This window comes from Pseudomonadota bacterium (genome assembly GCA_041395565.1).
Lineage (GTDB): Bacteria > Pseudomonadota > Gammaproteobacteria > UBA9214 > UBA9214 > UBA9214.
In genome coordinates, this window is record JAWLAI010000002.1 from 47,622 (window position 1) to 70,125 (window position 22,504).

The 22,504-nt window shown below is 65.5% G+C and carries 20 protein-coding genes; 5 read left to right on the top strand and 15 right to left on the bottom strand.

The window, feature by feature from the left end:
- The first annotated feature begins 1 nt into the window (after position 1).
- Genes R3F42_00210 through R3F42_00220 form a run of 3 tightly spaced genes read left to right on the top strand, consistent with a single transcriptional unit; the run spans position 2 to position 2,542 of the window.
- Entirely contained in the window at positions 2–793 is a 792-nt protein-coding gene (locus R3F42_00210) for an oxidoreductase (GenBank protein ID MEZ5540455.1), read from the top strand.
- Positions 771–2,057: a nickel-dependent hydrogenase large subunit gene (locus R3F42_00215; protein ID MEZ5540456.1), complete on the top strand. Its 1,287-nt coding sequence runs from the start codon at positions 771–773 to the stop codon at positions 2,055–2,057. The genes R3F42_00210 and R3F42_00215 overlap by 23 nt, the downstream gene beginning before the upstream one ends.
- Positions 2,054–2,542 (top strand): hydrogenase maturation protease, encoded by a 489-nt coding sequence (locus R3F42_00220; protein ID MEZ5540457.1) that lies wholly within the window; start codon positions 2,054–2,056, stop codon positions 2,540–2,542. Before R3F42_00215 ends, R3F42_00220 begins: the two co-directional genes overlap by 4 nt.
- A 30-nt stretch (positions 2,543–2,572) precedes the next feature.
- On the opposite strand, the gene R3F42_00225 is transcribed toward R3F42_00220, so the two are convergent.
- The 9 genes from R3F42_00225 to R3F42_00265 form a co-directional block, all read right to left on the bottom strand.
- Entirely contained in the window at positions 2,573–3,424 is an 852-nt protein-coding gene (locus R3F42_00225) for a F0F1 ATP synthase subunit gamma (protein ID MEZ5540458.1), read from the bottom strand.
- A complete protein-coding gene (locus R3F42_00230; protein ID MEZ5540459.1) occupies positions 3,421–4,920 on the bottom strand; it encodes a F0F1 ATP synthase subunit alpha in 1,500 nt (499 codons plus the stop codon). The genes R3F42_00225 and R3F42_00230 overlap by 4 nt, the downstream gene beginning before the upstream one ends.
- On the bottom strand, positions 4,910–5,656 hold the full coding sequence (locus R3F42_00235) for a F0F1 ATP synthase subunit delta (GenBank protein MEZ5540460.1): 747 nt from the start codon (positions 5,654–5,656) through the stop codon (positions 4,910–4,912). The genes R3F42_00230 and R3F42_00235 overlap by 11 nt, the downstream gene beginning before the upstream one ends.
- 48 nt (positions 5,657–5,704) lie before the next feature.
- Positions 5,705–5,971, bottom strand: a complete 267-nt coding sequence (locus R3F42_00240; protein MEZ5540461.1) for an ATP F0F1 synthase subunit C — start codon at positions 5,969–5,971, stop codon at positions 5,705–5,707.
- Between the two features lie 3 nt (positions 5,972–5,974).
- On the bottom strand, positions 5,975–6,661 hold the full coding sequence (locus R3F42_00245) for a F0F1 ATP synthase subunit A (protein ID MEZ5540462.1): 687 nt from the start codon (positions 6,659–6,661) through the stop codon (positions 5,975–5,977).
- 3 nt (positions 6,662–6,664) lie between these two features.
- Complete coding sequence (locus tag R3F42_00250) at positions 6,665–6,934, bottom strand: AtpZ/AtpI family protein (GenBank protein MEZ5540463.1); 270 nt, start codon at positions 6,932–6,934, stop codon at positions 6,665–6,667.
- 2 nt (positions 6,935–6,936) lie between these two features.
- Positions 6,937–7,347 (bottom strand): F0F1 ATP synthase subunit epsilon, encoded by a 411-nt coding sequence (locus R3F42_00255; protein ID MEZ5540464.1) that lies wholly within the window; start codon positions 7,345–7,347, stop codon positions 6,937–6,939.
- Positions 7,344–8,744: a F0F1 ATP synthase subunit beta gene (gene atpD / locus R3F42_00260; protein MEZ5540465.1), complete on the bottom strand. Its 1,401-nt coding sequence runs from the start codon at positions 8,742–8,744 to the stop codon at positions 7,344–7,346. The genes R3F42_00255 and atpD overlap by 4 nt, the downstream gene beginning before the upstream one ends.
- 121 nt (positions 8,745–8,865) lie before the next feature.
- Positions 8,866–9,558 (bottom strand): FKBP-type peptidyl-prolyl cis-trans isomerase, encoded by a 693-nt coding sequence (locus tag R3F42_00265; protein MEZ5540466.1) that lies wholly within the window; start codon positions 9,556–9,558, stop codon positions 8,866–8,868.
- A 167-nt stretch (positions 9,559–9,725) separates the two neighbouring features.
- Here R3F42_00265 and R3F42_00270 point away from each other — a divergent pair, with 167 nt between their 5' ends.
- Positions 9,726–10,448 carry a hypothetical protein gene (locus R3F42_00270; protein MEZ5540467.1) on the top strand — a complete coding sequence of 241 codons (723 nt, stop codon included), beginning with the start codon at positions 9,726–9,728 and terminating at the stop codon, positions 10,446–10,448.
- 40 nt (positions 10,449–10,488) lie between these two features.
- Here R3F42_00270 and R3F42_00275 read toward each other — a convergent pair whose 3' ends face one another.
- The 5 genes from R3F42_00275 to R3F42_00295 form a co-directional block, all read right to left on the bottom strand.
- Positions 10,489–13,776, bottom strand: coding sequence for an efflux RND transporter permease subunit (locus R3F42_00275; GenBank protein ID MEZ5540468.1), 3,288 nt, complete (start codon positions 13,774–13,776; stop codon positions 10,489–10,491).
- 3 nt (positions 13,777–13,779) lie between these two features.
- Complete coding sequence (locus tag R3F42_00280) at positions 13,780–15,195, bottom strand: efflux RND transporter periplasmic adaptor subunit (protein ID MEZ5540469.1); 1,416 nt, start codon at positions 15,193–15,195, stop codon at positions 13,780–13,782.
- A gap of 43 nt (positions 15,196–15,238) precedes the next feature.
- Complete coding sequence (locus tag R3F42_00285) at positions 15,239–15,952, bottom strand: FKBP-type peptidyl-prolyl cis-trans isomerase (GenBank protein MEZ5540470.1); 714 nt, start codon at positions 15,950–15,952, stop codon at positions 15,239–15,241.
- Between the two features lie 53 nt (positions 15,953–16,005).
- A complete protein-coding gene (locus R3F42_00290; GenBank protein MEZ5540471.1) occupies positions 16,006–16,770 on the bottom strand; it encodes an FKBP-type peptidyl-prolyl cis-trans isomerase N-terminal domain-containing protein in 765 nt (254 codons plus the stop codon).
- A gap of 223 nt (positions 16,771–16,993) precedes the next feature.
- Positions 16,994–19,915 carry a multicopper oxidase domain-containing protein gene (locus tag R3F42_00295; protein MEZ5540472.1) on the bottom strand — a complete coding sequence of 974 codons (2,922 nt, stop codon included), beginning with the start codon at positions 19,913–19,915 and terminating at the stop codon, positions 16,994–16,996.
- A 686-nt stretch (positions 19,916–20,601) separates the two neighbouring features.
- Here R3F42_00295 and R3F42_00300 point away from each other — a divergent pair.
- Complete coding sequence (locus tag R3F42_00300; protein ID MEZ5540473.1) at positions 20,602–22,065, top strand: FKBP-type peptidyl-prolyl cis-trans isomerase; 1,464 nt, start codon at positions 20,602–20,604, stop codon at positions 22,063–22,065.
- A gap of 76 nt (positions 22,066–22,141) precedes the next feature.
- Here R3F42_00300 and R3F42_00305 read toward each other — a convergent pair whose 3' ends face one another.
- Complete coding sequence (locus R3F42_00305) at positions 22,142–22,489, bottom strand: PilZ domain-containing protein (GenBank protein ID MEZ5540474.1); 348 nt, start codon at positions 22,487–22,489, stop codon at positions 22,142–22,144.
- Between the last annotated feature and the right edge of the window lie 15 nt (positions 22,490–22,504).

Sequence of the window (22,504 nt, forward strand, 5' to 3'; positions counted from 1 at the left end):
GATGGGCGCCCGCAAGCGGCTCCGGCTCGCGGTCTGGAAATTCGCTTCCTGCGATGGCTGCCAGCTGAGCCTGCTCGATTGCGAGGACGAGTTGCTGACCCTGGCCGCCGCGGTCGAGATCGCCCACTTCGCGGAGGCGTCCTCGACACGGCTGCCGCCCCCGTACGACGTGTCGCTGGTCGAAGGCTCGATCACCACGCCGCAGGATGCCGAACGCATTCGCAAGGTACGCAGGCAGTCGCGACTGCTGGTGACCATCGGCGCCTGCGCTACGGCCGGGGGTATCCAGGCGCTGCGCAATTTTCGTGACGTGCGCGAGTTCATGTCCATCGTCTACGCGCGGCCCGACTACATCGACGCCCTGGCGACCTCGGCGGCGATCGCGGAGCACGTGCCCGTGGACCTGGAGCTGCGGGGTTGCCCGATCAACAAATCCCAGTTGCTCGCGGTCCTGACCGCGTTGCTCAATGGCCACCGGCCGCGCATCCCGGGCCACAGCGTGTGCGTGGAATGCAAGCAACGGGGTTCGGTCTGCGTCATGGTCGCACATGGCCAGCCCTGCCTGGGTCCGGTCACGCAGGCCGGTTGCGGTGCCATCTGCCCCGCCTGCGCGCGTGGCTGCTACGGCTGTTTCGGTCCGCAGGACACGGCGAACACCGCATCCCTCGGCAGCGCCTGGCTGCAGGCCGGCAGCGCGCCCGCCGCCTTGCGCCGCGTCTTCCACACCTTCAACGCCGGCGCCGAGCCCTTCACGGCGGCGGGCAACCGCTATGACCAGAACGATCAGGGTTGACTGCCTGACCCGGGTGGAGGGCGAGGGCGCGCTCACCATCCGTTTTCGCGACGGCAAGGCGAGCGCGGTGCAGCTGCGCATCTTCGAGCCGCCGCGCTTTTTCGAGGGACTGCTGCGCGGCCGCGCCCGCACAGAGGCGCCGGATATCACGGCGCGAATCTGCGGGATCTGCCCCGTCGCTTACCAGATGAGCGCCTGTCACGCCATCGAGGACGCCGCCGGTGTCCAGGTGAACGGCCCGCTGCGCACGCTGCGCCGGCTGCTGTACTGCGGCGAATGGATATCGAGCCACTGCCTGCACATGTTCATGCTGCATGCGCCCGATTTTCTCGGCTACCCCGACGCGATCCGCATGGCGCAGGATCACGACGACCTGGTCCGGCGCGGCCTGCGCCTGAAACAGGCAGGCAATGCGATCATGCGCGTAATCGGCGGCCGCGAGATCCATCCCGTCAACGTCAAGGCCGGGGGATTCTACCGCCTGCCGACGCCGGCTGAGTTGCGGGCACTGTTGCCGGAGCTGGAATGGGCGCGCGCGGCCGCGCAGGCAACGGTGGCCGATTTTGCCGGCTTCCGGTTTCCCGAGTTCGAACGCGATTACGAGTTCGTCGCGCTGCGTCATCCGCAGGAATATCCCTTCTGCGAGGGCCGTATCGTGTCCAGCCGGGGGCTCGATATCGACATCCACGCGTTCGACGATGTATTTCAGGAAGTGCAGGTGGAACACTCCACCGCGCTGCATGCCACGATCCGGGCGCGGGATGCCTATGTCTGCGGTCCGCTGGCGCGGATCAACCTCAACTTCGACCGGCTGCGCCCGGTGGTCCGGGCAGCGGCAGAGCGGGCCGGGTTCGAGGTGCCCTGCCACAATCCCTTCCGCAGCATCCTGGCGCGCGCGCTGGAGGTGCTGCAGGCCGTCGACGAGGCCATCGCGATCTTGACGTCCTGGCAGCCGCAGCCGCAGGCCGCGCTGGAGCTGCCGTGCCGGCCGGCCACCGGCTATGGCGCAACCGAGGCGCCGCGCGGCCTGCTGCTGCACCGCTACGTGGTGGATGGCGACGGCATCATCCGGGATGCGCGCATCGTGCCGCCGACCGCGCAGAACCAGAAGTCGATCGAGCTGGACCTGTACCGTCTGGCCGAGCGGCTCGCGGACATGCCGCATGCCGCAGCGGTCCGCCTCGCAGAGCAGGCGGTGCGCAACTACGATCCGTGCATCTCCTGCGCCACGCACTTTCTCCGGCTCGCCGTGGAGCGGGAATGAGCGGGATGGCAGTGCGGGTCATCGGCATCGGCCAGCCGGGTGCGGGCGACGATTTCGCCGGCATTGCCGTGGTACGGGCGCTGGGTGCGGCCGGCCGGCTGCCGGCCGGCATCGGCTTGCACGAAATCGCCGATCCCGCGCGCCTCGTCGACCTGCTGGCAGGCACCGCGCGTGCCGTCCTGGTCGATGCAATCGCCGACGGGGGGGAGCCGGGGACGGTTGCCTGCCTCGCACCGGAAGCGCTTGCCTGCCTGCCGCGGGCACCGTACTCCAGCCATGGCATCGGCGTCGCCGACGCCATCGCACTGGCCCGTGTGCTGGCGCCGGATGGCGATGGCCCCGGAATCCGCATCGTGGCCATTTCCATCGCACGCCCGCACGGACCCGGTACCACCCTGTCGGCGCCCGTCGCGGCCGCCATCCCGCGGGCGGTGGCATGCGTGCGCGACTTGCTGACGAACGAGACCGCTGCCACGGCGACCTGAGCACCGCGGCCCGGGCGTGCCCCCGCGCTGTCACGGCTGTGGCTGGTCGCCGGCATCCATCGCGCCGAGGAGGATAACCTCGATCTCCTCGATGATCTCCTCCTGGCGCAGGATGTTCGCCTGCCGTGCCAGCGTTTCCGCCTGATCGTCCAGACGCTGTACCGCGCCCTGCAGGTGGGATGCGCGTTGCCGGTTCTCGACCAGCAGCGAGGTATACAGGATTTCGTGCAATGCGGCGAACAGGTAGTGTTCCGCCAGTTCGCCCAGCAACGCCTGCGGTGCCAGATTCAGATCCGGCGGCTGGGGGTAGGCGGCGGGCTCGATATGCAGCTGCTGGAACGGGGGCAGGAGCTTCTGCATCGCAATGCCGCCGGTGCTGTTGTGATAGAGACAGAGCACGGTGAGCGGGCCGTGCTGAGCCTGCAGCGCGGTGAGGACCCGTACCAGTTCGCCGAGCAGGGGGGCGACTTCTTCCAGTACGCCGGCGCCGTCGAGCCGCTGCGCCACGCGCGGGTCATCCTCCAGCAGCGCGGACAGCCGGTGTCCAGTGATGACCAGCAGCGGGCAGCCGGGTGCCGCGGCCTGGACGGTCGATTCCATGGAACGCTGCAGGGCATGGTTGAAATCGCCGCAGAAGCCGCGTTCGCTGCCGATCACGACGCAGACCGGTGTCGTGCTGCGGGCGGCGGGCAGGATCTCGGGGCAGCAAGCGAGCAGGTCCGCCGCTGCGACCTCGATGCTCTCGACGACGGCGTGCTGCGCCGCCAGGAAACGGTCCAGTTTGCGCGTTTCGAGATACGCCAGGGTGCGCATGGAATTCATGATGCTGCGGATCTCGGCCAGGCTGTGGCGCCGGCGTTCGATGTCGCGGCGCCGGGTCATGGCGCCGCCGCGGCCTCCGTCGCCGCGATCCAGCCGGCCAGCGCCGTGCTCCATTCGTTGCGCGGACTCTCGAGTTCCAGGGTGGTGCGCGCCACCGCGGCCTCGATCCGTCCAAGCAGCTCGGGTGCCGCAGCGGGATCGATGGCGTCGAACAGCCCGTCGTTGAAGGCCACCAGCCATGCCAGCTGGAACTTTACCGGTTCGGGCGCGAAGCGCTCCTGCTTCAGGATTTCCCGCAGCATCCGGCCGCGCCGGATGGCCGCCTCCATGGTGGCTTCGAGCCGGGCGCCGAAGCGGGTGAAGACCTCCAGTTCCAGGAACTGCAGGTAGTCGAGTTTCATGCGTCCGGCTTCCTGCTTGATGCGCGGGTGCTGGGCCCGGCCGCCGATACGCGAGACCGAGCGCGCGATATCGATTGCCGGGCGGAAGCCGCCGGCGAACAAACCGCGATCGAGGTAGACCTGGCCGTCCGTGATCGAGATCAGGTTGGTGGGGATGTAGGCCGCGATCTCGCCAAGCTTGGTTTCGACGATGGGCAACGCCGTCATGCTGCCGCCGCCATGCGCGGCGTTCAAACAGGTCGCGCGTTCCAGCAGGCGTGCGTGCACGGAGAAGATGTCGCCAGGGTAGGCTTCGCGTCCCGGGGGGCGCCGCAACAGCAGCGACAGCTCGCGGTAGGTGCGGGCATGGCTCGACAGGTCGTCGTAGACGATCAGCACGTGGCGGCCCTGCTGCATCCAGTACTCGGCCAGCGCACAGCCCGCGTAGGGCGCCAGGTGCTGCAGCCCCGGCAGGTTGCTGGCCTCCGCCACGACCACCACGGTGTATGCCAGCGCGCCGTAGTCACGCAGGGCGGCGATGGTGTCGACGACCGTGGAGCGTTTCTGGCCGATCAGTACATAGACACAGTACACGTCCTTGTCGCGCTGGTTGATGACGGTGTCGAGGGCGATGGAGCTGCGCCCCAGACCTTCGTCGCCAATCAGCAGCTGGCGCTGGCCCCTGCCGATCGGAATCAGGGTGTCGATGATACGGATGCCCGAGTACAGCGGTGTGTGTACGGGGTCGCGCGCCACGATCGGCGGTGACGGCACGTCCAGTGCCTGCCAGCGCGTGTGCGCCGGCGGTGGATTACCGTCCAGAGGCATGCCCAGCGGATTGATGACGCGACCGAGCAGGTCGTCGCCGGCGCCGATCCCCAGGGTCCGGCCGCTGCGTTGCACGGCGGTGCCGGCGGTCAGGGCGTCGGTATCGTGCAGCAGTACCGCGCCGATCTGTCCCGCCGTCAGGTCGAATACCATGGCCTGGCTGCCGTCGGCGAACAGCAGTATCTCGTCCATGGCGGCGGAGGGTAAGCCGCTGATCCAGGCGATGCCGTCGCCGACCGAGACAACGCTGCCCAGTTCGCTGATGCGCAGCCCGGGACGGTAACGGTCGAGCCAGCGTGCCTGGCGCTCGAGCCGGTCTGGCGGCAGGTCGCGCGTGCTACTCGACATGGGACAGCTCGGCGAAGCCGCTGAGCTCGTCGCGGATATTGACGGCTAGTACCCAGGCCCCGATGGTGATGTGCAGGCCGGCCACCAGGGCGGGATCCTGGACGTATTCGACCCCGGTGTCCTTGCCGCAGATATCGGTCAGCACCTGCTGCAGGCGCTGACGCTGCTTATCCGGCAGGGGAAAAGCGCTCCGCACCAGCGCGGCGGCGGGTGCCGTAGCGTGCGAGTTGCGCAGCGCCGCGAGCCGTTCGGGCGGCAGCCGGCCGAGCTCGTCGAGCAACAGCTCTGCCAGATGCGCTTCCGTCTCAGCGCCGGCGGCGTGCTCCAGCAGTCGCGCGGCGAAGCGGGCGCCCTGCGCGAGCGCGGCCTCCGTGTAGCGGCGCCGGATGTCGTCCAGGCGGCGCGATTCGCCCACGCGGGCCTTTTCCCGTTCCTGATCCAGCGCAGTCGCGAGCTGCGCCTGTCGTGTTGCACGCTCCTGCTCGAGTTCCCCGGCCAGCTGCTCGCGCGCCTGGGCCCGTTCCCTGTCCCATTCGGCCAGCCGTCCCTCGTATCTGGCCTTGAGGTTCTCGGCTTCGGCTTGCAGCGTCTTGGCAGCCTGCACGGACTGCTCGATGCCGGCCCGCCGGCGCGCAATGACGCCGAGCACCGGCTGGTACAGGAAATGCTTGAGGATCCAGACCAGGATCAGGAAATTGAGGATCTCGAGCACGAAGGTCGACCAGTTCAGTTCCACGCTGGCGTACTCCCTGTCGGTAGCGGTTCGCGGGTCATGGTGTCAGCCTTACTTCAACAGATATTCCAGCAGCGGGTTGCGGAACAGCACGATCAGCACGATGACCAGGACGTAGATCGCCAGCGATTCGATCATTGCCAGGCCGATAAACAGGGTGCGCATGATGGACCGCTCCGCCTCCGGTTGGCGGGACAGTGCGTCCAGGGCGCGGCTGATGGCCCAGCCCATGGCGAGCGCAGGCAGCATGACGCCGAGCGCGATGCCGAGCACCGCGGCTACGGTCGATGCCAGGGTGAAAGTGGCGATATCGGGCATGGATTACTCCTTGTCAGGTTGGCGGGCGAGTTGAGACTGGATGCCGCCGGCAACGTAGATCAGTGCCAGCATGCCGAAAATGTATGCCTGTACCAGTGCCTCGACAATATGCAGCATCAGGATGGGCACCGGGGCGAGAAACCCGGCCACCAGCAGGATCAGCAGGGCCGCCATCTCGAGACTCATGATGTTACCGAACAGGCGCACCGCCAGCGCGACGGTGCGGGTGATCTCGCTGACCAGATGGAACGGCAGCAGGATCGGGCTGGGGCTCAGGTAATGGCGCAGATAGGCGCGGATACCCTGGAGGCGGATGCCGTACCAGTGCGCGGCGAGAAACACCAGGAATGCCAGGGCTGCCGTGGCGGACAGGTCACGGGTGGGGGAATGGACGCCGGGGATCAGGCCGCTGAGATTGGCGATGACCAGGAAGATCCAGAGGCTGCCGATGAACGGCAGGATCCGTTGACCTTCCCCGGGCACCACTGCAGTGACCGCGTCGGCAGTCGCGGTCACGATGCCTTCCACCGCGGTTTGCAGCGGACCGGGCTCGAGCCGCAAGCGCCGCGTGAACAGCCAGGCGAGCAGGGTGATCAGCAGCATGATCAGCCAGGTCGTGATCACCGTGCCGGTGATGGCAACCGGTCCCAGCGTCAGCACGGGTGTGATGGCAAGGGTGGCCTCGGCCATGTCTCATTCCCTGACAAACAGATAGACATTCAGCATGCCGACGAGCATGCCGAGTACGATAAGCCCGATCGTCCAGCCGATGGAGTAGTCCGGCATTCTGCTGTCCAGCCATTGTCCGATATAGGCGCCGGTCACCACGGGCAGCACGAACAGCAGTCCGAGCGTGCCGAGATAGACGGTCTGGCCGAGCAGGGTGGGGCGTTCGCGCTCGGCCTTCTGCATCCGCTGCGCCTGGCGCTCCACCTGCCTGCGCAGGTCGTCCTTACCCGGCAGAGTCATGCGCCCGCCTCCAGCCGGCCGATGGTCCACAGGTGCCGGAGCACCTCCTGCTCCATGCGCCGCAGGCTCTCCTTCATCACACGCAGCTGCTCTTCCTCGGCCAGGAGTTCCCGCTGCAGTGCTGCGCTGATGCGCGTGTAATCGTCGTCCAGCAGATAGTGGCGCGTGCTGAGTGTCAGCACGTTATCGCGGAAGTAGAGTACGGCACCGGGCAGAGCCAGATAGCGCCAGGTATTGCCGGCGTCGGTGCGAAACCGCGCCAGCCCGATGACCAGGGTGGTGATCATGCGGCTGTGCCCGGCGAGTATCCCGAAGCTGCCGGAGGCGTCCTCGCCGACGAACGAGACCACGTCAGCGATGGATTGCGCCTGCGTCGCGTCCAGCAGCTGCAGGGTGAACGAATTCATGCCGCCGTTCCCGGCATGGCGCCGCGCATGTAGCACTGTGCTTCCGTCAGCTCGTCATGACGACCCGTCAGGAAGGCGTCGCAGTCGGTCAGCGTGTCCGCAAGCGGGACCGTGACACCTTCGATGCCGGTATGCGAGGCCGTGGTCCAGAACGGCTGGCTGAGATAGCGCTGCAGCTTGCGCGCACGCATGACGATGCTGTGATCCCGCGGGGACAGTTCCTCCACGCCAAGCATGGTGATGATGTCCTCCAGTTCCTGGTAGCGTGCCAGGTGTTCGCGCACGCCCTCTGCAATGTCGTAATGACGCGAACCCAGGGTATGGCGGTCCATGAGCCGGCTGCTCGACTGCAGCGGGTCCACGGCCGGATAGATGCCCTTGCCGGCCTGGGCGCGGGACAGGATCACGCTGGTGTCCAGGTGACTGAGTATGGTGCCGACGGCGGGGTCGGTCATGTCGTCGGCCGGCACGTAGACCGCCTGTACCGAGGTGATCGCACCCGCGCGGGAGGACAGGATGCGGTCCTCGATTTCCGCCACCTCGGTGGTCAGGGTGGGTTGGTAGCCGACGGTCGCGGGCATGCGTCCGAGCAGGCTGGAAACCTCGCTGCCGGCCTGCACGAAGCGGAAGATGTTGTCCATGACGAAGAGGACTTCCTTCTGCAGGGTGTCGCGCAGGTACTCGGCGTAGGTCAGCGCCGACAGCCCGATACGGAAACGCACACCCGGCGATTCGTCCATCTGCCCGAACACCATCAAGGTCTGCGGCAGCACACCGGCCTTGCGGATCTCGTGCCACAGTTCGTGTCCCTCGCGGATACGCTCGCCGACGCCGGCGAACACCGATACCCCCTTGTGCAGGGTTGCCAGGGCGTGCACGAATTCCATGATGAGCACGGTCTTGCCGACGCCGGCGCCGCCGAACAGGCCGGTCTTGCCGCCCCTGACGAACGGGCAGAGCAGGTCGATCACCTTGATGCCGGTCTGCAGCACCTCGCCCGTGCCCTTGGCTTCCTGCAGCGGCAGCGGGCGGCTGTGGACGTTGCGGTAGTCGCCGGCCGCGAGCGGTTCGCCGTCATCCAGCGGCGCGCCGAAGATATTCAGCAGCCGTCCCAGACATCCGGGTGCCACCGGGACGTGCAGCGGTGCACCGGTATCGTATACGTGCATGCCCCGGTGCAGGCCGGCGCTGCGATGCAGGGTGATCGCGCGGACATGACCCTCATCGAGGTGCTGGTGCACCTCGAACAGGCAGGTCTCGTGGTCGAGTCTGGCATAGAGGGCCTGGCGCAGCGGCGGCAGCGGATCGCAGGCGATCACGGCTACCGGGCCGTGTACTTCCGCTATGACACCGATCGCAGGATCGGATCCGGTCGTGCTGACAGACGCTACGGACATGCGTCAAGTATACGTGCAAATGCTGACGACCGGACACGCGCTGCACGGGGTGTTGGCATTGCCGGACCGGCGCGCGGGCAGGTACGGCGGGCCGGGTCCCGGCCCGCCGCGGTGAGCCGGTTCAGTTGACCTTGATCAACTCGACTTCGAAGATGAGTGCGCTGTTGGGCGGGATCTTGCTGCCCTGACCCTGCTCGCCATAGGCGAGTTGCGGCGGAATGAACAGTTGCCACTTGGCGCCGGGGTGCATCAGCTGCAATGCCTCCGTCCAGCCGGCGATGACGCGGTCGACACCGAACGTGGCGGGCTGGTTGCGGCTGTAGGAGCTGTCGAACTCGGTTCCGTCGATGAGCGTGCCGCGATAGTTGACAGTGACCTTGTCCGCCGGCTGCGGGGCGGTGCCCGTGCCCTCCGCCAGCACCTTGTACTGCAGGCCGCTCGGTAGTGTGACTACCCCTTCCTTGGTCTTGTTCTCGGCCAGGAATGCCTCCGCCGCCGCCAGGTTCGCCTGCAGATGCTCCTGGCGTTTGGCCAGCTGTTCCGCCTTGATTCGCTGCTGCAGGTTCATCAGCGCGGTACGCATCTCGTCCGGTGTCAGTTGCGGTTTGGCGCCCCCGGCCGCGTCTTTAATGCCATTGATTATCATTTGCTCTCTGACATCGACGCCCTGGCGCTTGAAGTCGTTACCGAGCCGGAAGCCGATCGTGTAGTTGATCTTGTCGGTTTCGTCGGCGAACTTGGTATCTTCTGCAGCCATGATCTGGCCCCAGGCCAGCGGCAGGGCAAGGCAGGCAAGCAGTGATTTTCTGGTCATGCGGGTGGTCTCCTGTTGGCGTTGTTGTATTCCGATCGGTACCGGCGGACGGGCAGGGCGGTAAGCATGCATCCACTCGGGCGCGACGGGTATGCTATTGTTTGAAATTCAGGCATTATTGCTGCATAACATGACATAAAATAACCGGAAATACACGGGAAACAAGGATGAAATCACAACTATTCGCCATCGCCGCACTGGCCTGCGGCCTTTCGCTTGCGGCTCACGCCGAGACCAGCCTGGTGTACGAACTGACCGATTCTCAGGGCAAGACCACCGAGCAGACCTATACGCTGCACGGCCGCTGGGTCCGGGTCGACTACAATGTGCCGGACGCGCCCCGCCACCTGATCCTGGATACCGGATTCCTGATCATGTACGTGGTCGACAGCGCACAGGAGTCATTCTTCACCTTCGGGCAGTCGCCCCACCACCAGGGCGAGCAGCTCGCGTCCACCGCAGGGCAGCAGGCAGCGCCGCAACGGATGGTGGAGCGGGGTTCAGCGGCCGCCACGCTGGCGCCGACCGGTCAGCGCGAATCGGTTGCCGGTATCAGGTGCAACCTCGTCGACGAGGTCGTCGATGGCAAGACGGTGGCGGAACACTGCCTGGCCGATCCCGCGGTACTGGGCATGAGCCAGCGGGAGATGATAACCATGGCGCGCCTGATCGATTTCGCGCGCGAGTGGAGCGATCCCGACTGGATCGCCATCCAGCGCAACGAGCAGTTCGTCTCGATCCGGAGCCGGCCCGCGGACGGTGTGGCGACCTTCGTCCTGAAGTCGGTTTCCCACACAACGCCGCCAGCCGACTATTTCCGCGTGCCAGCCAGTTACCGCAAACGCGAGACCGGCAGCGACTACCGGGGTTTGCTCACCGGCAGCAAGTGACCGTGCCCGCGCCGGTAGCGCGTGATGGGCGGTGGGGCGCTCAGTGCTCCAGCGCGCGTCGCTTCCAGAGGTAGTAGACTGCAGGCAGCACGAACATCGACAGCAGCGGTGCAGTGATCATGCCCCCGATCATGGGTGCGGCGATGCGCTGCATGACCTCGGAACCGGTACCTTCGCTGAGCATGATCGGCAACAGGCCGCCGATGATGACTGCCACGGTCATGGCCTTGGGCCGGACCCGCAGTACCGCGCCTTCCATGATGGCTTCCCGGAGATCGTCGCGGTTGCGCAGGCGCCCCGCCCGGCGGTAGCCCGCCAGGGTGTTGTCGAGGTAGACCAGCATGATCACCCCGAACTCGGCGGCCACGCCGGCGAGCGCGATGAAACCGACGGTGACGGCCACCGACAGGTTGTAGCCGAGCAGCAGCACCAGCCACACGCCGCCGACGAGGGCGAACGGCAGCGACAGCATGACCAGGATCGCTTCGCCCGCGTGGCGGAAGGCAAGATAGAGCAGCACGAAGATGATGCACAGGGTCAGCGGTATGACATGCCGCAGTTTCTGGGTGGCCCGCAGTAGATACTCGTACTGTCCAGACCAGGCGATGGAGTAGCCCGGCGGCAGTTCGACCTGCGCCGCTACGGCGCGCCGCGCTGTGCTGACATAATTGCCGAGGTCCTGGTCGCGGATGTCGACGAATACCCAGCCGTTCAGGCGCGCGTTCTCGCTCTTCAGCATCGGCGGGCCGTTGATCACACGGATGTCGGCGATCTGGGCCAGCGGGATCTGGGCCCGCTGCGCGGTGATCAGGGGCAGCTCCTGAAGCTTCCTGACATCGTCGCGCTGCTCACGCGGGAAGCGCAGATTCACGGCGTACCGCTCCAGGCCCTCCACCGTGTGGGTGATGTTGATACCGCCGATCGCGGCACTGACCATTTCGTTGATGTCCTCGATGTTCAGTCCCAGCCGGGCGGCCTCCAGCCGGCGCGGAATGATCTCGATATAGCGTCCGCTCGCAACGCGCTCGGAATAGGCGGAAACCGTGCCGGGCAGCTGTTTCAGGACCTGTTCCACGCGCTTGCCGATCCGCTCGATCTCGCGCAGGTCCGGTCCGGAGATCTTCACCCCGACCGGCGTCTTGATGCCGGTCGAGAGCATGTCGATGCGCGTCTTGATCGGCATTACCCAGGCATCGCTCAGTGCCGGAAAGCGGATTCTGTCGTCGAGTTCGGCGATCAGTTTCTGCACCGTCATGCCCTCGCGCCACTGGTCGCGCGGCTTGAGCTGTATCAGCGTCTCGATCATCGTCAGCGGCGCCGGATCGGTGGCCGTGTCGGCGCGCCCGATCTTGCCGAACACCCGCACCACCTCGGGGGTCTGGGCGATCAGCCGGTCGGTTTGCTGCAGCAGTTCGCGCGCCTTGCCGATGGATATGCCGGGCAGGGTGGTCGGCATGTACATGAGGTCGCCCTCGAACAGCTCCGGCATGAACTCCGAGCCGAGGCCGTGTCCCAGGGTGGCCAGCCAGGGGATGTCCTGGAACAGCGCCTGCCAGCCCGAAGCCAGCTGTTCCTGCCGTGCCTCGACGGCGGCAACGGCCCCCTGGCCGACGGACGGTGCGGCCAGCTGCAGCGCCTGGAGCGGCCATTTGACCGGTGCCAGCAGTCCCCCGATGCCATACAGTGGCAGCAGCATGCTGAGCAGTATCACTGCCGCGGCGCTCAGGAGCGTCCTGGGCGCGTCGAGCACCCGCTTCAGTGCCGGCCGATACAGCCAGATCAGGGCCCGGCTCAGCGGGTTGGCTGACTCCCGCGGGATGCGCCCGCGTATGGCGTAGCCCATCAGCACCGGTACCAGGGTGACGGCCAGGCCGGCAGCGGCCGCCATCGCGAAGGTCTTGGTGAATGCCAGGGGTGCGAACAGCCGGCCTTCCTGGGCCTCCAGGGTGAAGACCGGGATGAAGCTCAGGGTGATGATGAGCAGCGAATAGAACAGTGCCGGTCCGACTTCCTCCGCGGCCTGGCTGATCGTCTCCCAGCGGCGGGCAGGGCTCAGTCCCGGTCCGGCGAGCTCCAGGCGCTTGTGCGCGTTTTCTATCATCACGATCGCCGCGTCGACCATGGCGCCGATGGCGATCGCGATACCCCCCAGGGACATGACATTGGCGTTGATGCCCGCGCGCTGCATGATGATGAACGAAACCAGGATGCCTAGCGGGAGGGTGATCACCGCGACGAGGGCGGAGCGGAGATGGAACAGGAACAGCAGGCAGACGAACGCCACCACGATGAATTCCTCGACGAGCCTGTCACGCAGGTTGTCGACTGCGCGCTCGATCAGCCCGGAGCGGTCGTAGGTCGTGACGATCTCCACGCCTTCCGGCAAACCGTGCCGGAGTTCCGCCAGCTTTTGCTTTACCGCGTCGATGGTCTGCAGGGCGTTGGCGCCATGCCGCATCACCACGATGCCGCCGGTGACCTCGCCCGTGCCGTCCAGGTCGGCCACGACGCGACGCATTTCCGGTCCGATCTGCACGTGCGCGATATCGCGCAGCAGGACCGGTATCGACTTGTCCGTCAGATCGATGGGGATATGCTCGATGTCCTCGAGTGACTGCAGATAGCCGCGGGTGCGGACCATGTACTCCGATTCGGCCATCTCGATCACGGAGCCGCCCGTTTCCTGGTTGGCGCGGCGGATGGCACTGGCCACGCGTGTCAGGGGAATGCCGTAGGCGCTGAGTTTCTGCGGGTCGACGACCACCTGATACTGGCGCACCATGCCGCCGACCGTCGCCACCTCGGCCACGCCGGGCACGGCCTGGAGCTCGTATTTCAGGAACCAGTCCTGCAGGCTGCGCAGCTGGGCGATGTCGTGATTGCCATGACGGTCCACCAGCGCGTAGCTGAATACCCAGCCCACGCCGCTGGCGTCCGGCCCCAGCTTGGGGCGGATGCCCGGCGGCAGGCTGTCTTCCGCCTGGTCGAGGTACTCCACCACCCGCGCGCGTGCCCAGTAGAGGTCGGTGTTGTCCTCGAAGATCACGTAGACGTAGGAGTCGCCGAAGAAGGAATAGCCGCGCACGACGCGCGTGCCGGGCACCGACAGCATGGTGGTGGTGATGGGGTAGGTCACCTGGTCCTCCACCACCTGCGGGGACTGGCCGGGGTAGGAGGTGCGGATGATCACCTGGACATCCGACAGGTCCGGGATGGCGTCGAGCGGGATCTGCTGTATCGACAGCCAGCCCCACCCGGTCAGCACGATGCTGGCGAGCAGGACCAGCAGGCGGTTCTCGATGGACCAGCGGATGAGACGAACCGGCATGTGCTACTCGGCCATGCGTGCGAAGTCCGCCTGGAGGCTGGATTCGGAATCGATCAGGAACTGGCCCGAGACCACGATCTCTTCGCCTTCCTGCAGACCGGACAGGATCTCCACGTCCGCGCCGACCCACATCCCGCTGGTGACCTCCACCGGCTGGAAGTGGCCGTTCCCCAGCGCCTTGATCACGGTTTCACGCTCGCCCGTGGGGATCACGGCCTCGCGCGGCACGATCAGCGTGTTCCGGTTCGGGGCGCTTTCGAGCGTGACCTCGGCGAACATGTTCGGCACCAGCACGCGGTCCGGGTTGGTGACCGAGATGCGTGCCCGCAGGGTGCGCGCGATGGGGTCGACCTCCGGATAGATGAAATCGACCTTGCCCTCCCAGCTCCGGTCGCGCAGTGCCGGTACCCGGATGGTGGCCTTGAGCCCCGGCTTGACCCAGCTCATCTGGTATTCGTAGATGTCCACCATCACCCACAGGTTGCTGAGATCCACGATGGTGAACATGGTGTCATCGGGTTCGACGTACATGCCTTCGCGGACGCCGAGCTTGGTGACCACGCCACCCTGCGGCGCGATGATGGGTATCGTGTTCTGGACCGTGCGGTAGTTTTCCAGGCGCATGATGTCCATGTCCATCATGTGCAGCAGCTTGAGGGAATTGCGCAGCGACTGGACGCGCGCATTCGGCTCGGTCAGGTCCGCGGATTTCAGCTTGGCCAGGTCGACCGCCTCCAGCGCCTCGATGTACTCGAGCTGCAACTGCACGACCAGCGGCGAAAAGAACTGCGCCAGTTCGTCCTTGCGCTTGACCGTTTCTCCGTCCGTGCGCATGTTGAGCGTTTCCACCCAGCCCGGGGTTCTGGAATGGACATGCATGATGCGGTCTTCGTCGTAGGTGACGGTGCCCTGGGTCTGGATGTGCCGCTGCAGCGTGCCGCGCGCCACCCGGGAAGTGCGGACGCCCATGTCCTGGATCACTGCGGCATCGAGCGCCACCTGCGGGCGCATGCCCGGCGCGGTTGCATGGCCGTCTTTCGCCACCAGGGCCATACCGCAGATCGGGCAGCTGCCGGGTTCGTCGCGAACGATCTGCGGATGCATCGGGCAGACGTAGTGTGTATGCGCCGTGTCGTCATGTGCGGCGGGTGTCGCGTGTTTTGCCACCAGGTCCATGCCGCAGATCGGGCAGCTGCCCGGTTCGTCGCGGATGATCTGCGGATGCATCGGGCACACGTAATGCACGTGCGCAGCTTCCGTCTCCGGGGTTGCCGCGTCCGTGATCGTCTCCAGGTCTCCCGGCGCGGTCGCTGTGCCGGAGCCGCATGCCGCGAGCAGGCAGGCGAGCAGCAGGCAGCTGCAGATGGCAAGGTAAACCCGCGGGTCCGGCCGGATGGTGACTTGTGATGTGCCTGTCATGCGGAGCTGGAACTACAGCGTGCTGCGGTGTCGGGGCGGCCGGCTAGCTGCCCGGTGCGGTGTTCGCGCCGGTGGCGGCAGGGGGGGTGTCGACCGACAGCAATTCTACCTCGAAGATGAGATCCCGCTCGCGCAGCTGACCGCGGTCGCCGTAGGCCAGCTTGTAGGGGATGAAGAGTTGCCACTTTGCGCCTTCCTGCATCAGCTGCAGGGCCTCGGTCCAGCCCGGGATCACCGCGTCGACGCGGAAGGTCGCCGGCTTGCCGCGCCGGTAGGAACTGTCGAATTCCGTGCCGTCGATCAGGGTGCCGCGATAGTTGACGGTCACGGTGTCCGTCGCCGTGGGAGTACGTCCGCTGCCGGGTTGCAGGATCAGGTATTGCAGGCCGCTGGCCGTGGTCACCACGCCCGCCTTCTTGGCATTGGCCTCCAGGAATTCACGGCCGGCCTTGATGTAGTCGAGTTTTTCCGTGTATTTCTTCTTGGTGCGCTCGTCGGCGAGGCGTTTGCCGAGGTTACCCATGGTCGTGCGCATCTCTTCCGGCGACAGCAGGGGTTCGGCGCCGGCGTGTGCATCCGTGATGCCCCGGAGCACGATGTCGGGCTGCAGCTCCAGGCCCTGCTGGCTGAAGTCCTTGCCGACCTGATAACCGATACTGTAGTTGATCTTGGCGTTGTCGCTGCCGAGGTCGGGCGGCTCTCCCGCCAGGCAGAGCGGTGCGAGGAGAACTGTGGCCAGTGCCAGTATCGGTTTCATGCGTAACCTCCGTTTCAAGTTGGCTGCGGCGCGAGGCCGGCTGTTCCTGTGATTCAGTGTGCTTGCACGTTCGCGTCCCGGGCGTCGTGCCCGGGAGCCGTTGCAGCGGTGTCGGCGTCGATTGCCAGCAGTTCGAGTTCCACGATCACGGCCTGGTGTGCCAGTGGTGAAGTCCTGCCGTAGGCAAGGTCGGGCGGAATGAACAGTAGCCACTTCGCGCCCGGCTGCATCTGCAGCAGCGCCTCGCGGATACCCAGGATGGTGTCCGCGACGGCGACCGTGACCGGGCCGCGCCGCCGGCGCGAGTTGTCGTATTCGCTGCCGTCGATACGCGTGCCCCGGTACTGGATGGTCACCCGGTCACGCACGCTCGGCCGGGTGCCCGTACCCGTGCTGATGATGCGGTACTGCAGGCCGCTCTCCGCGGTCACCACGCCCTCGGCTTTGGCATTGGCGGCCAGGAACTCGTTGGCGGCACGGCGCTTGCGTTCGGCATCCGCGCGGCGTTCCTGCACGCGCCGGGTCTGCTCGGCGTGCATGTCCTCGGTGATCTCGCCCTTCAACCTGACCAGCCGCTCGTCCATGTCTGCCTGCGGCAGCAGCGGGGTGCTGCCGCCTTGACCGTCCTCGATGCCGCGCCGCAGCGCGGCCTGGTCCAGCACGACACCCTGGCGCCGGAGATCGCTGCCGATCTGGTGGCCGAGGCTGTAACTGATCCGGTCGTTTTCCTGTTCCAGGGCCGGCGGCTCGGCGGCGGTTGTGCCGGTGGCCACGAACAGCAGCATGCCGGCCAGCGCGACTGGAGTGATCTGATGCATGGTGTGAAGTACTCCCCGAGACATGTCCATCTGGTATGCGTTGTGCGGGATATACCCGTATGGTGTCGGCAGTGCGTACTGCGGCTGTAATGCTGCGCTGCCGGTTACATCCCTTCCTTGTTATCGCGCTTTAAATAAAACAATAGCAACCGCTGCGGCGTCCTGGCAAGAAAAAGGGCCGCCCGAAGGCGGCCCGTAAATGCGGGTAGAATTACCCGAAGTGCTAGTTGAGCCCGGTCGTGAACACGGACTGTTGTGCTGTGGTCGGGACCGGAAGGCCACCGCAGCCCGCCGGATCGCCGACACAGTAGGGCACCATCATCTCGTTATCCTCGTGCTCCACGATATGGCAGTGCCAGACGTAGAGACCGGGGATGTCGAAGGTGGAGACGACCCGGGTTGCCTCGCCGGGATACGAGATCACGGTATCCTTCCAGCCGTTCTCCCATTCCTGCAGACCGCCGTTGAGCGGATCCACCGCGGACACGATACTCGGACCGCCACCCAGCACGTTACGACCGGTCACGTTGAACTTGACCAGGTGCAGGTGGATCGGGTGGGCATCGGCCGTGAAGTTCTGCAGTTCCCAGACCTCCGTGGCACCCAGCTGCACATGGGTCGACAGCGGGTCGGACCAGAGCTGCACGCTCGGCACGCCACTCTGATCGACCGTGCCCAGGACCGCGGCCTTCGGTGCGAACGGCTCGGCGCCTTCAACACCTTCGCAGGGCGGCAGCAGACCCGGTACCTGGGTGATCTCGCCGGTGACGGCATCGATGATCACGCAGACCAGCGCGGATTCCTCTTCCAGCAGGGCGAGGGTGCGTCGGATCTGGGTGGACGGCAGCGGGCTGTCGGCCGGGCCCAGCACCACGCTTTCTGGCGGGGTGGCACGGGTGGTCGGGTTCAGCAGGGTGCCGTCGATGTCACGGTTCTCGTCCGTCGGGGAGGTACCCAGCAGGCCGCTGTTGACCACGAACTGCATGACCTGGCCGGTGGTGGCCGGATCGGCAGGCGTGTCCGGGAAGCCGCCGAACGGGGCATCCGGTGCCGTGTTGGTCATGCGCACGATGGTGCCGTCAGGCAGGCCGCGGAAGTCGACCAGCACGTCGGCACGTTCGGCCAGAGCCATCAGCAGCGCCTGCTGCGGATCCGGAGCCGGCTTGGCGGGCGGGATCGTGCCATCGCCGGGCAGCTTGGTGGCACCGTTGGTTTCCACCTTGACCACCTGCGGCAGGAGACCCTGCTCGGTACCGATCTGGAAGAAGCTCAGCTCGTTGACGGCCACCGTCGAGGCGGTCGGCGGCACTGTCGTGTCATCCCACACCGTGCGGTTCACGGTGATCGGGTTGCCGGCAGCGTCGACGATCTGCAGCGCCAGGTTGATGAAGCGCGAGTTGCAGCCGTTCAGCAGGCGGAAGCGGTAGACCGACGGTGCGATCTCGTGGGACGGCCAGGTGACGCCGTTGACCACGATGGTGTCGAAGAAGGCCTCCGGGTTCCAGATCGGCGCCATGTCCGAGGTGGGCTGCGGAACGAAATCGACGTTCAGACCCGCGCGGGCGTTGCCGTCGGTGGTGCCGTCGTTGAGGTTGAGATCACCGAAGCCATCACCCAGTCCCTCGAAGAAGGCGCGGTCCGCCGGGTAGAACAGGGAGCCGTCCTCGTTGAAGGAACGGTCCTGCACCACGATCGGGATTTCGCGGTACTTCTCGCGGGCGCCGCCCAGCGCGGCCGGCAGGTTGGTGGTCGCCAGGTTTTCCCCTGCCACCGGTGCCGGCGCGGGCAGCACACCGGCAACCAGGCCGTCCTCACCACCGCTCGGCGTGCGGACCAGGTAGAAACCGGCCGGGCCGGCGTAGACGTTGCTGCGGGTCATGCCCAGTGCATGGTCGTGATACCACAGCGTGGTCGACGGCTGGTCGTGGTTGTAGGTGAAGTTGGCAAAGCCGGCGCCGCTGGTGCCGGGGTTGGTCGTGCTGCCAAGGTTGTTGACCAGCGTACCGCTACAGATGTAGGTGTTCGGATTCGCCGGGTTGGCGGCAACGGACGGATTGGTCGTGCAGTTGAAGTTACTGCCGGCCGGGTCAGGCAGATACCAGGCCTCCGGGTAACCATCCGACTGCGGCTCGGTATGACCGCCATGCACGTGCACGATGATCGGCACGGGGCCCTTGTAGGGGTCCGGGTTCGTGCCCATGCAGTCGGTGCGCGGGGCACCGGCGATGCATTCCGCGTTCGGCGCGGCCCAGTGCAGCGTCTGGTCGATCGGCAGCAGGTGCGTGAGGTAATTCGGTCCTGCGCCGAAGTTTTCCTTCAGATCGTTGATCCAGGTGATGGTCGTCAGGCTCTGCGCCCAGGTCCCGTTCGGCAGGCGGCCGTTGTTGCGGGTCTCGATGGTGTAGGCCGGATAGTTGAACTGGGAGTTCGGCGCCGGGGCGATGCCGACCCCGCCGCCCAGTGCGGACGAATCCGGCAGCGGGTCGGCGGCCGGACCGTAGCTCCACACCGTGGTCGCCGGGAAGGCGTCGGCGCGGTTGTTGATGGTGTTCCAGATACCGCCCGGCAGGATCTGCTGCTGGAACTGCCGTACGGCGATATCGTAGTCGTCCGCCTGGCCCGGGTTGGAATTCATCACGGGCGGGATGACCAGCGGTGTCACGTACTTCGGTATCGACAGCGGGTCCAGGTGCGCCACGCAGCCGTAGAACATGTCGGTACAGGACGGCCCCGGCGCCTTGCCGTAGTAGTTCCTGAAGATGACGAAGTCCAGGATGTTGATGCTGCCGTCGCCGTTGAAGTCGGCGATCGCGTTGGCCGGCGTCAGCGGCTGTTGGTAGAAGCTGCGGAACTGGACGAAATCGGTAATGTCGGTTGCGCCGCTGTTGTTGAGGTCGGTATCGCAGGCATTGCCGTAGCCGTCGCCGTCGGTGTCGAGTTGATCGGCATTGGCCACGAGGGCGCAATTGTCCAGATTGTCGTCTATCCCGTCCCCGTCGGTGTCGATCGCGAGGGCGGCCGTGCTGGACAATGCGAGTAGTAACCCGACGATTGTGCTGGTCGATGCTGAAAGTGCGGGCTTGTTAATGTCCGCAGTGACCAGTAGTACATCTTTCGATGCACCTGGCTCTTGTTTGCTTGCCATGTTTACTCCTCCCCTAGAGGTACGTGAAGATCCCGTGCTTGAACGTTCTGGTTCTGGACCGTCTCCGTCTGGTGACACATTTTTTTTACAGCGGAGCGGCTTGCTTCTGTATGTTAGCAAAATTGGTGCCAGTTATTGGACACCTGCTTGCGACATTCTTAAAGCGTCGTCTGCATTGAGTTAATTTTTGGTAATGGCGATTTTGTGAGTCAATAACTCCTTGTGTTAGGGCATATCACAACTGACAGCATTGCCAATTCTGGCAGTCGTGTCATGTGGGCGCTGTCAACACTGGCAGTGTAATGTCACGCCAGCGATGACGCAATGGAACAGGAATCCGTACGATCGAGCGCAAAACTGTAAAAATTGCCGGGCGTTGTGTAAAAAATAATTTACATGTTTCTTCCATATCTGTCTCAAAACAATGACAGTGATTTGACGGTATGATCTGGTCGCGAATTCGGTCGCAGGCGTCCGCGATGAATGGCGCGGCCTGTGTCCGGCATGGCGGGCACGGTTGGCTGTGCGCCAACCTGACTTCGTGATCACACGACCGGGCGTCACGGCTTAGGGCGTGCCGCCGCACCTGTTGAGCTTCACAGGCGGGGCTGATCACTATATTGTGATTGTATAAACTGAAAACATGCAGCCGGATAACAACAGTCACGGTTGCGCCAGCATAATAAGTGAGCAGGGATACAGCATTGAGTGCATTCGGGCGATTCTTGGCCAATCTGCGCGCGCGACTGACGCGGCGAGCCACCCCCAACCTGAGCCGGGAACCCGCCGGCGCGGGCGATCCAGGCGCATTGTCGGCGCTGCGCGACGAGCACGAGACGCTCGCGCGCCAGGCCCGGGACATCGTTGCGCAACTCGACAGCCTAGGCGCGCTGGAGTCGCGTACCAGTGCCGAGCAGGAGGCGCTGCGCGGCTCGCTGCAACAGGCCATGGCAGCGGCCACGCGCAAGCTGGATGGCCTTGAAACGGCTAGCCGGGACCTTGCCACCACCGCCGCGGCCGAGAACGCGCGGGTCCTCGACCTTGCCGAGCGGCTTGCCGCGCTCGAGCACGAGCGCGACCAGGAACGCGATCAGCTCCGGGGCCTGCAACAACGCGTGCAGGACACGACATCCCGCCTGGAGCGGGCGGACAGCCAGATCAAGGATCTGCAGGTGCGTACGGTGGAACAGGTGCGCGAATTCGATGCCCTGCTGTCGACGGCGGGCGAGCGTATCGACGCCGTGGATGGCAAGGTAAAAACCATGGGGATCAAGATTGAGAACGAGCAGCAGCAGGTCATGACCGCCTACAGGCACACCGAGGGGCTCTTGCGCAAGGAACATACCCGCATGAACTGGGCGTTTTCGGTCGCCGCCGTTGCCGTGTTGCTCGGCGTCCTGGCCGGTATCGCCCAGGTCTGGAATATCGAGCAAAACGCAACCCTGCTGGCCGGGATGAGCAAGGACATCAGCAGCCTGCTGCAATACATGGACAGCGCGCGGGCGCCGCAAGTCGGCATGCGTGACGACGTGGCCCCGCAGCTGACCCCGACCGGCGCCGGCGCTCGGGCACGTGTCCCGGCCGTAGCCGCCGTCCATCCCCGGGACCTGCGGCCGGCGCCGGATACGGCCCCGGCGGAGGAGGGCGGCGGCGATCTGCCGGACGCGTCAGGCACGCAGGGGAATACCTACGGGGAGATCCCCGGGCGGGAGCGTTCTGCGGTGCCGCAATACAACCGGCAGGATGCGCGGCAGTTCTTCGAGGAAAACGCCCTCTACGGTGACATCAATACCTTGCCCAGCGGTGTCCAGTACCGCGTGGTGAGGCCCGGCAGCGGTCCGACGCCGTCGCTCGCGGACAAGGTCGTTATTTCCTATGTCGGCATGACGCCGGACGGCAAGATCATCGACGAAACCTACTCGGGCGACAAGCCGATCACCTACAGCATGCAGGACGTCATGCCGGCCTGGCGCGATGCGCTGCTGGAAATGCAGGCCGGCGCGGAATTCGAGGTATACGTGCCCTCGGGGCTCGCACACGGTAAGGGGGTCCGGAAACGCGGCATGAGTGGATTCGAGCCGCAGATTTACCTGATCGAGCTGCAGCAGGTCATGAGCGACGCCGCGATTGGCCAGGCGCAGGCGAACTGATCGGCGCTGCAAGTGCGCAGCCGGCGCTGATCCCGATGCTGTCTGGGCGTACCGGAACCGGCTGCCGATGGCCTGGCTACGTCGTCAGGCGGCGGATCCGCGCCTGGTCCGCGTCCGAGATATCTATGATGTAAAAGCCGGCCCAGTACTGATCGGGGTTGTTGCCGGTGTGACACCAGAGACATTCCACGCCGATTTCGATGGGTTCGCTGTTGCCGGCGCTGTCACAGAATTCCAGCGACAGCTGGAACACGGCATTTTCTGTTACCGGCTCTGAGGTCAGGATCATCAGTCCTTCCTCGCTGATATTGGCGAGCCGCCCGAACGGCCGGCATGCCTGTCTGTCTGTCACGCAAACGACGTCCGGGACATCCACCCGCACGGTTTTCCGCATCTCGCTCGGAATCCTGTTTTCTGCACTCATGCCGTATTCTCCCTG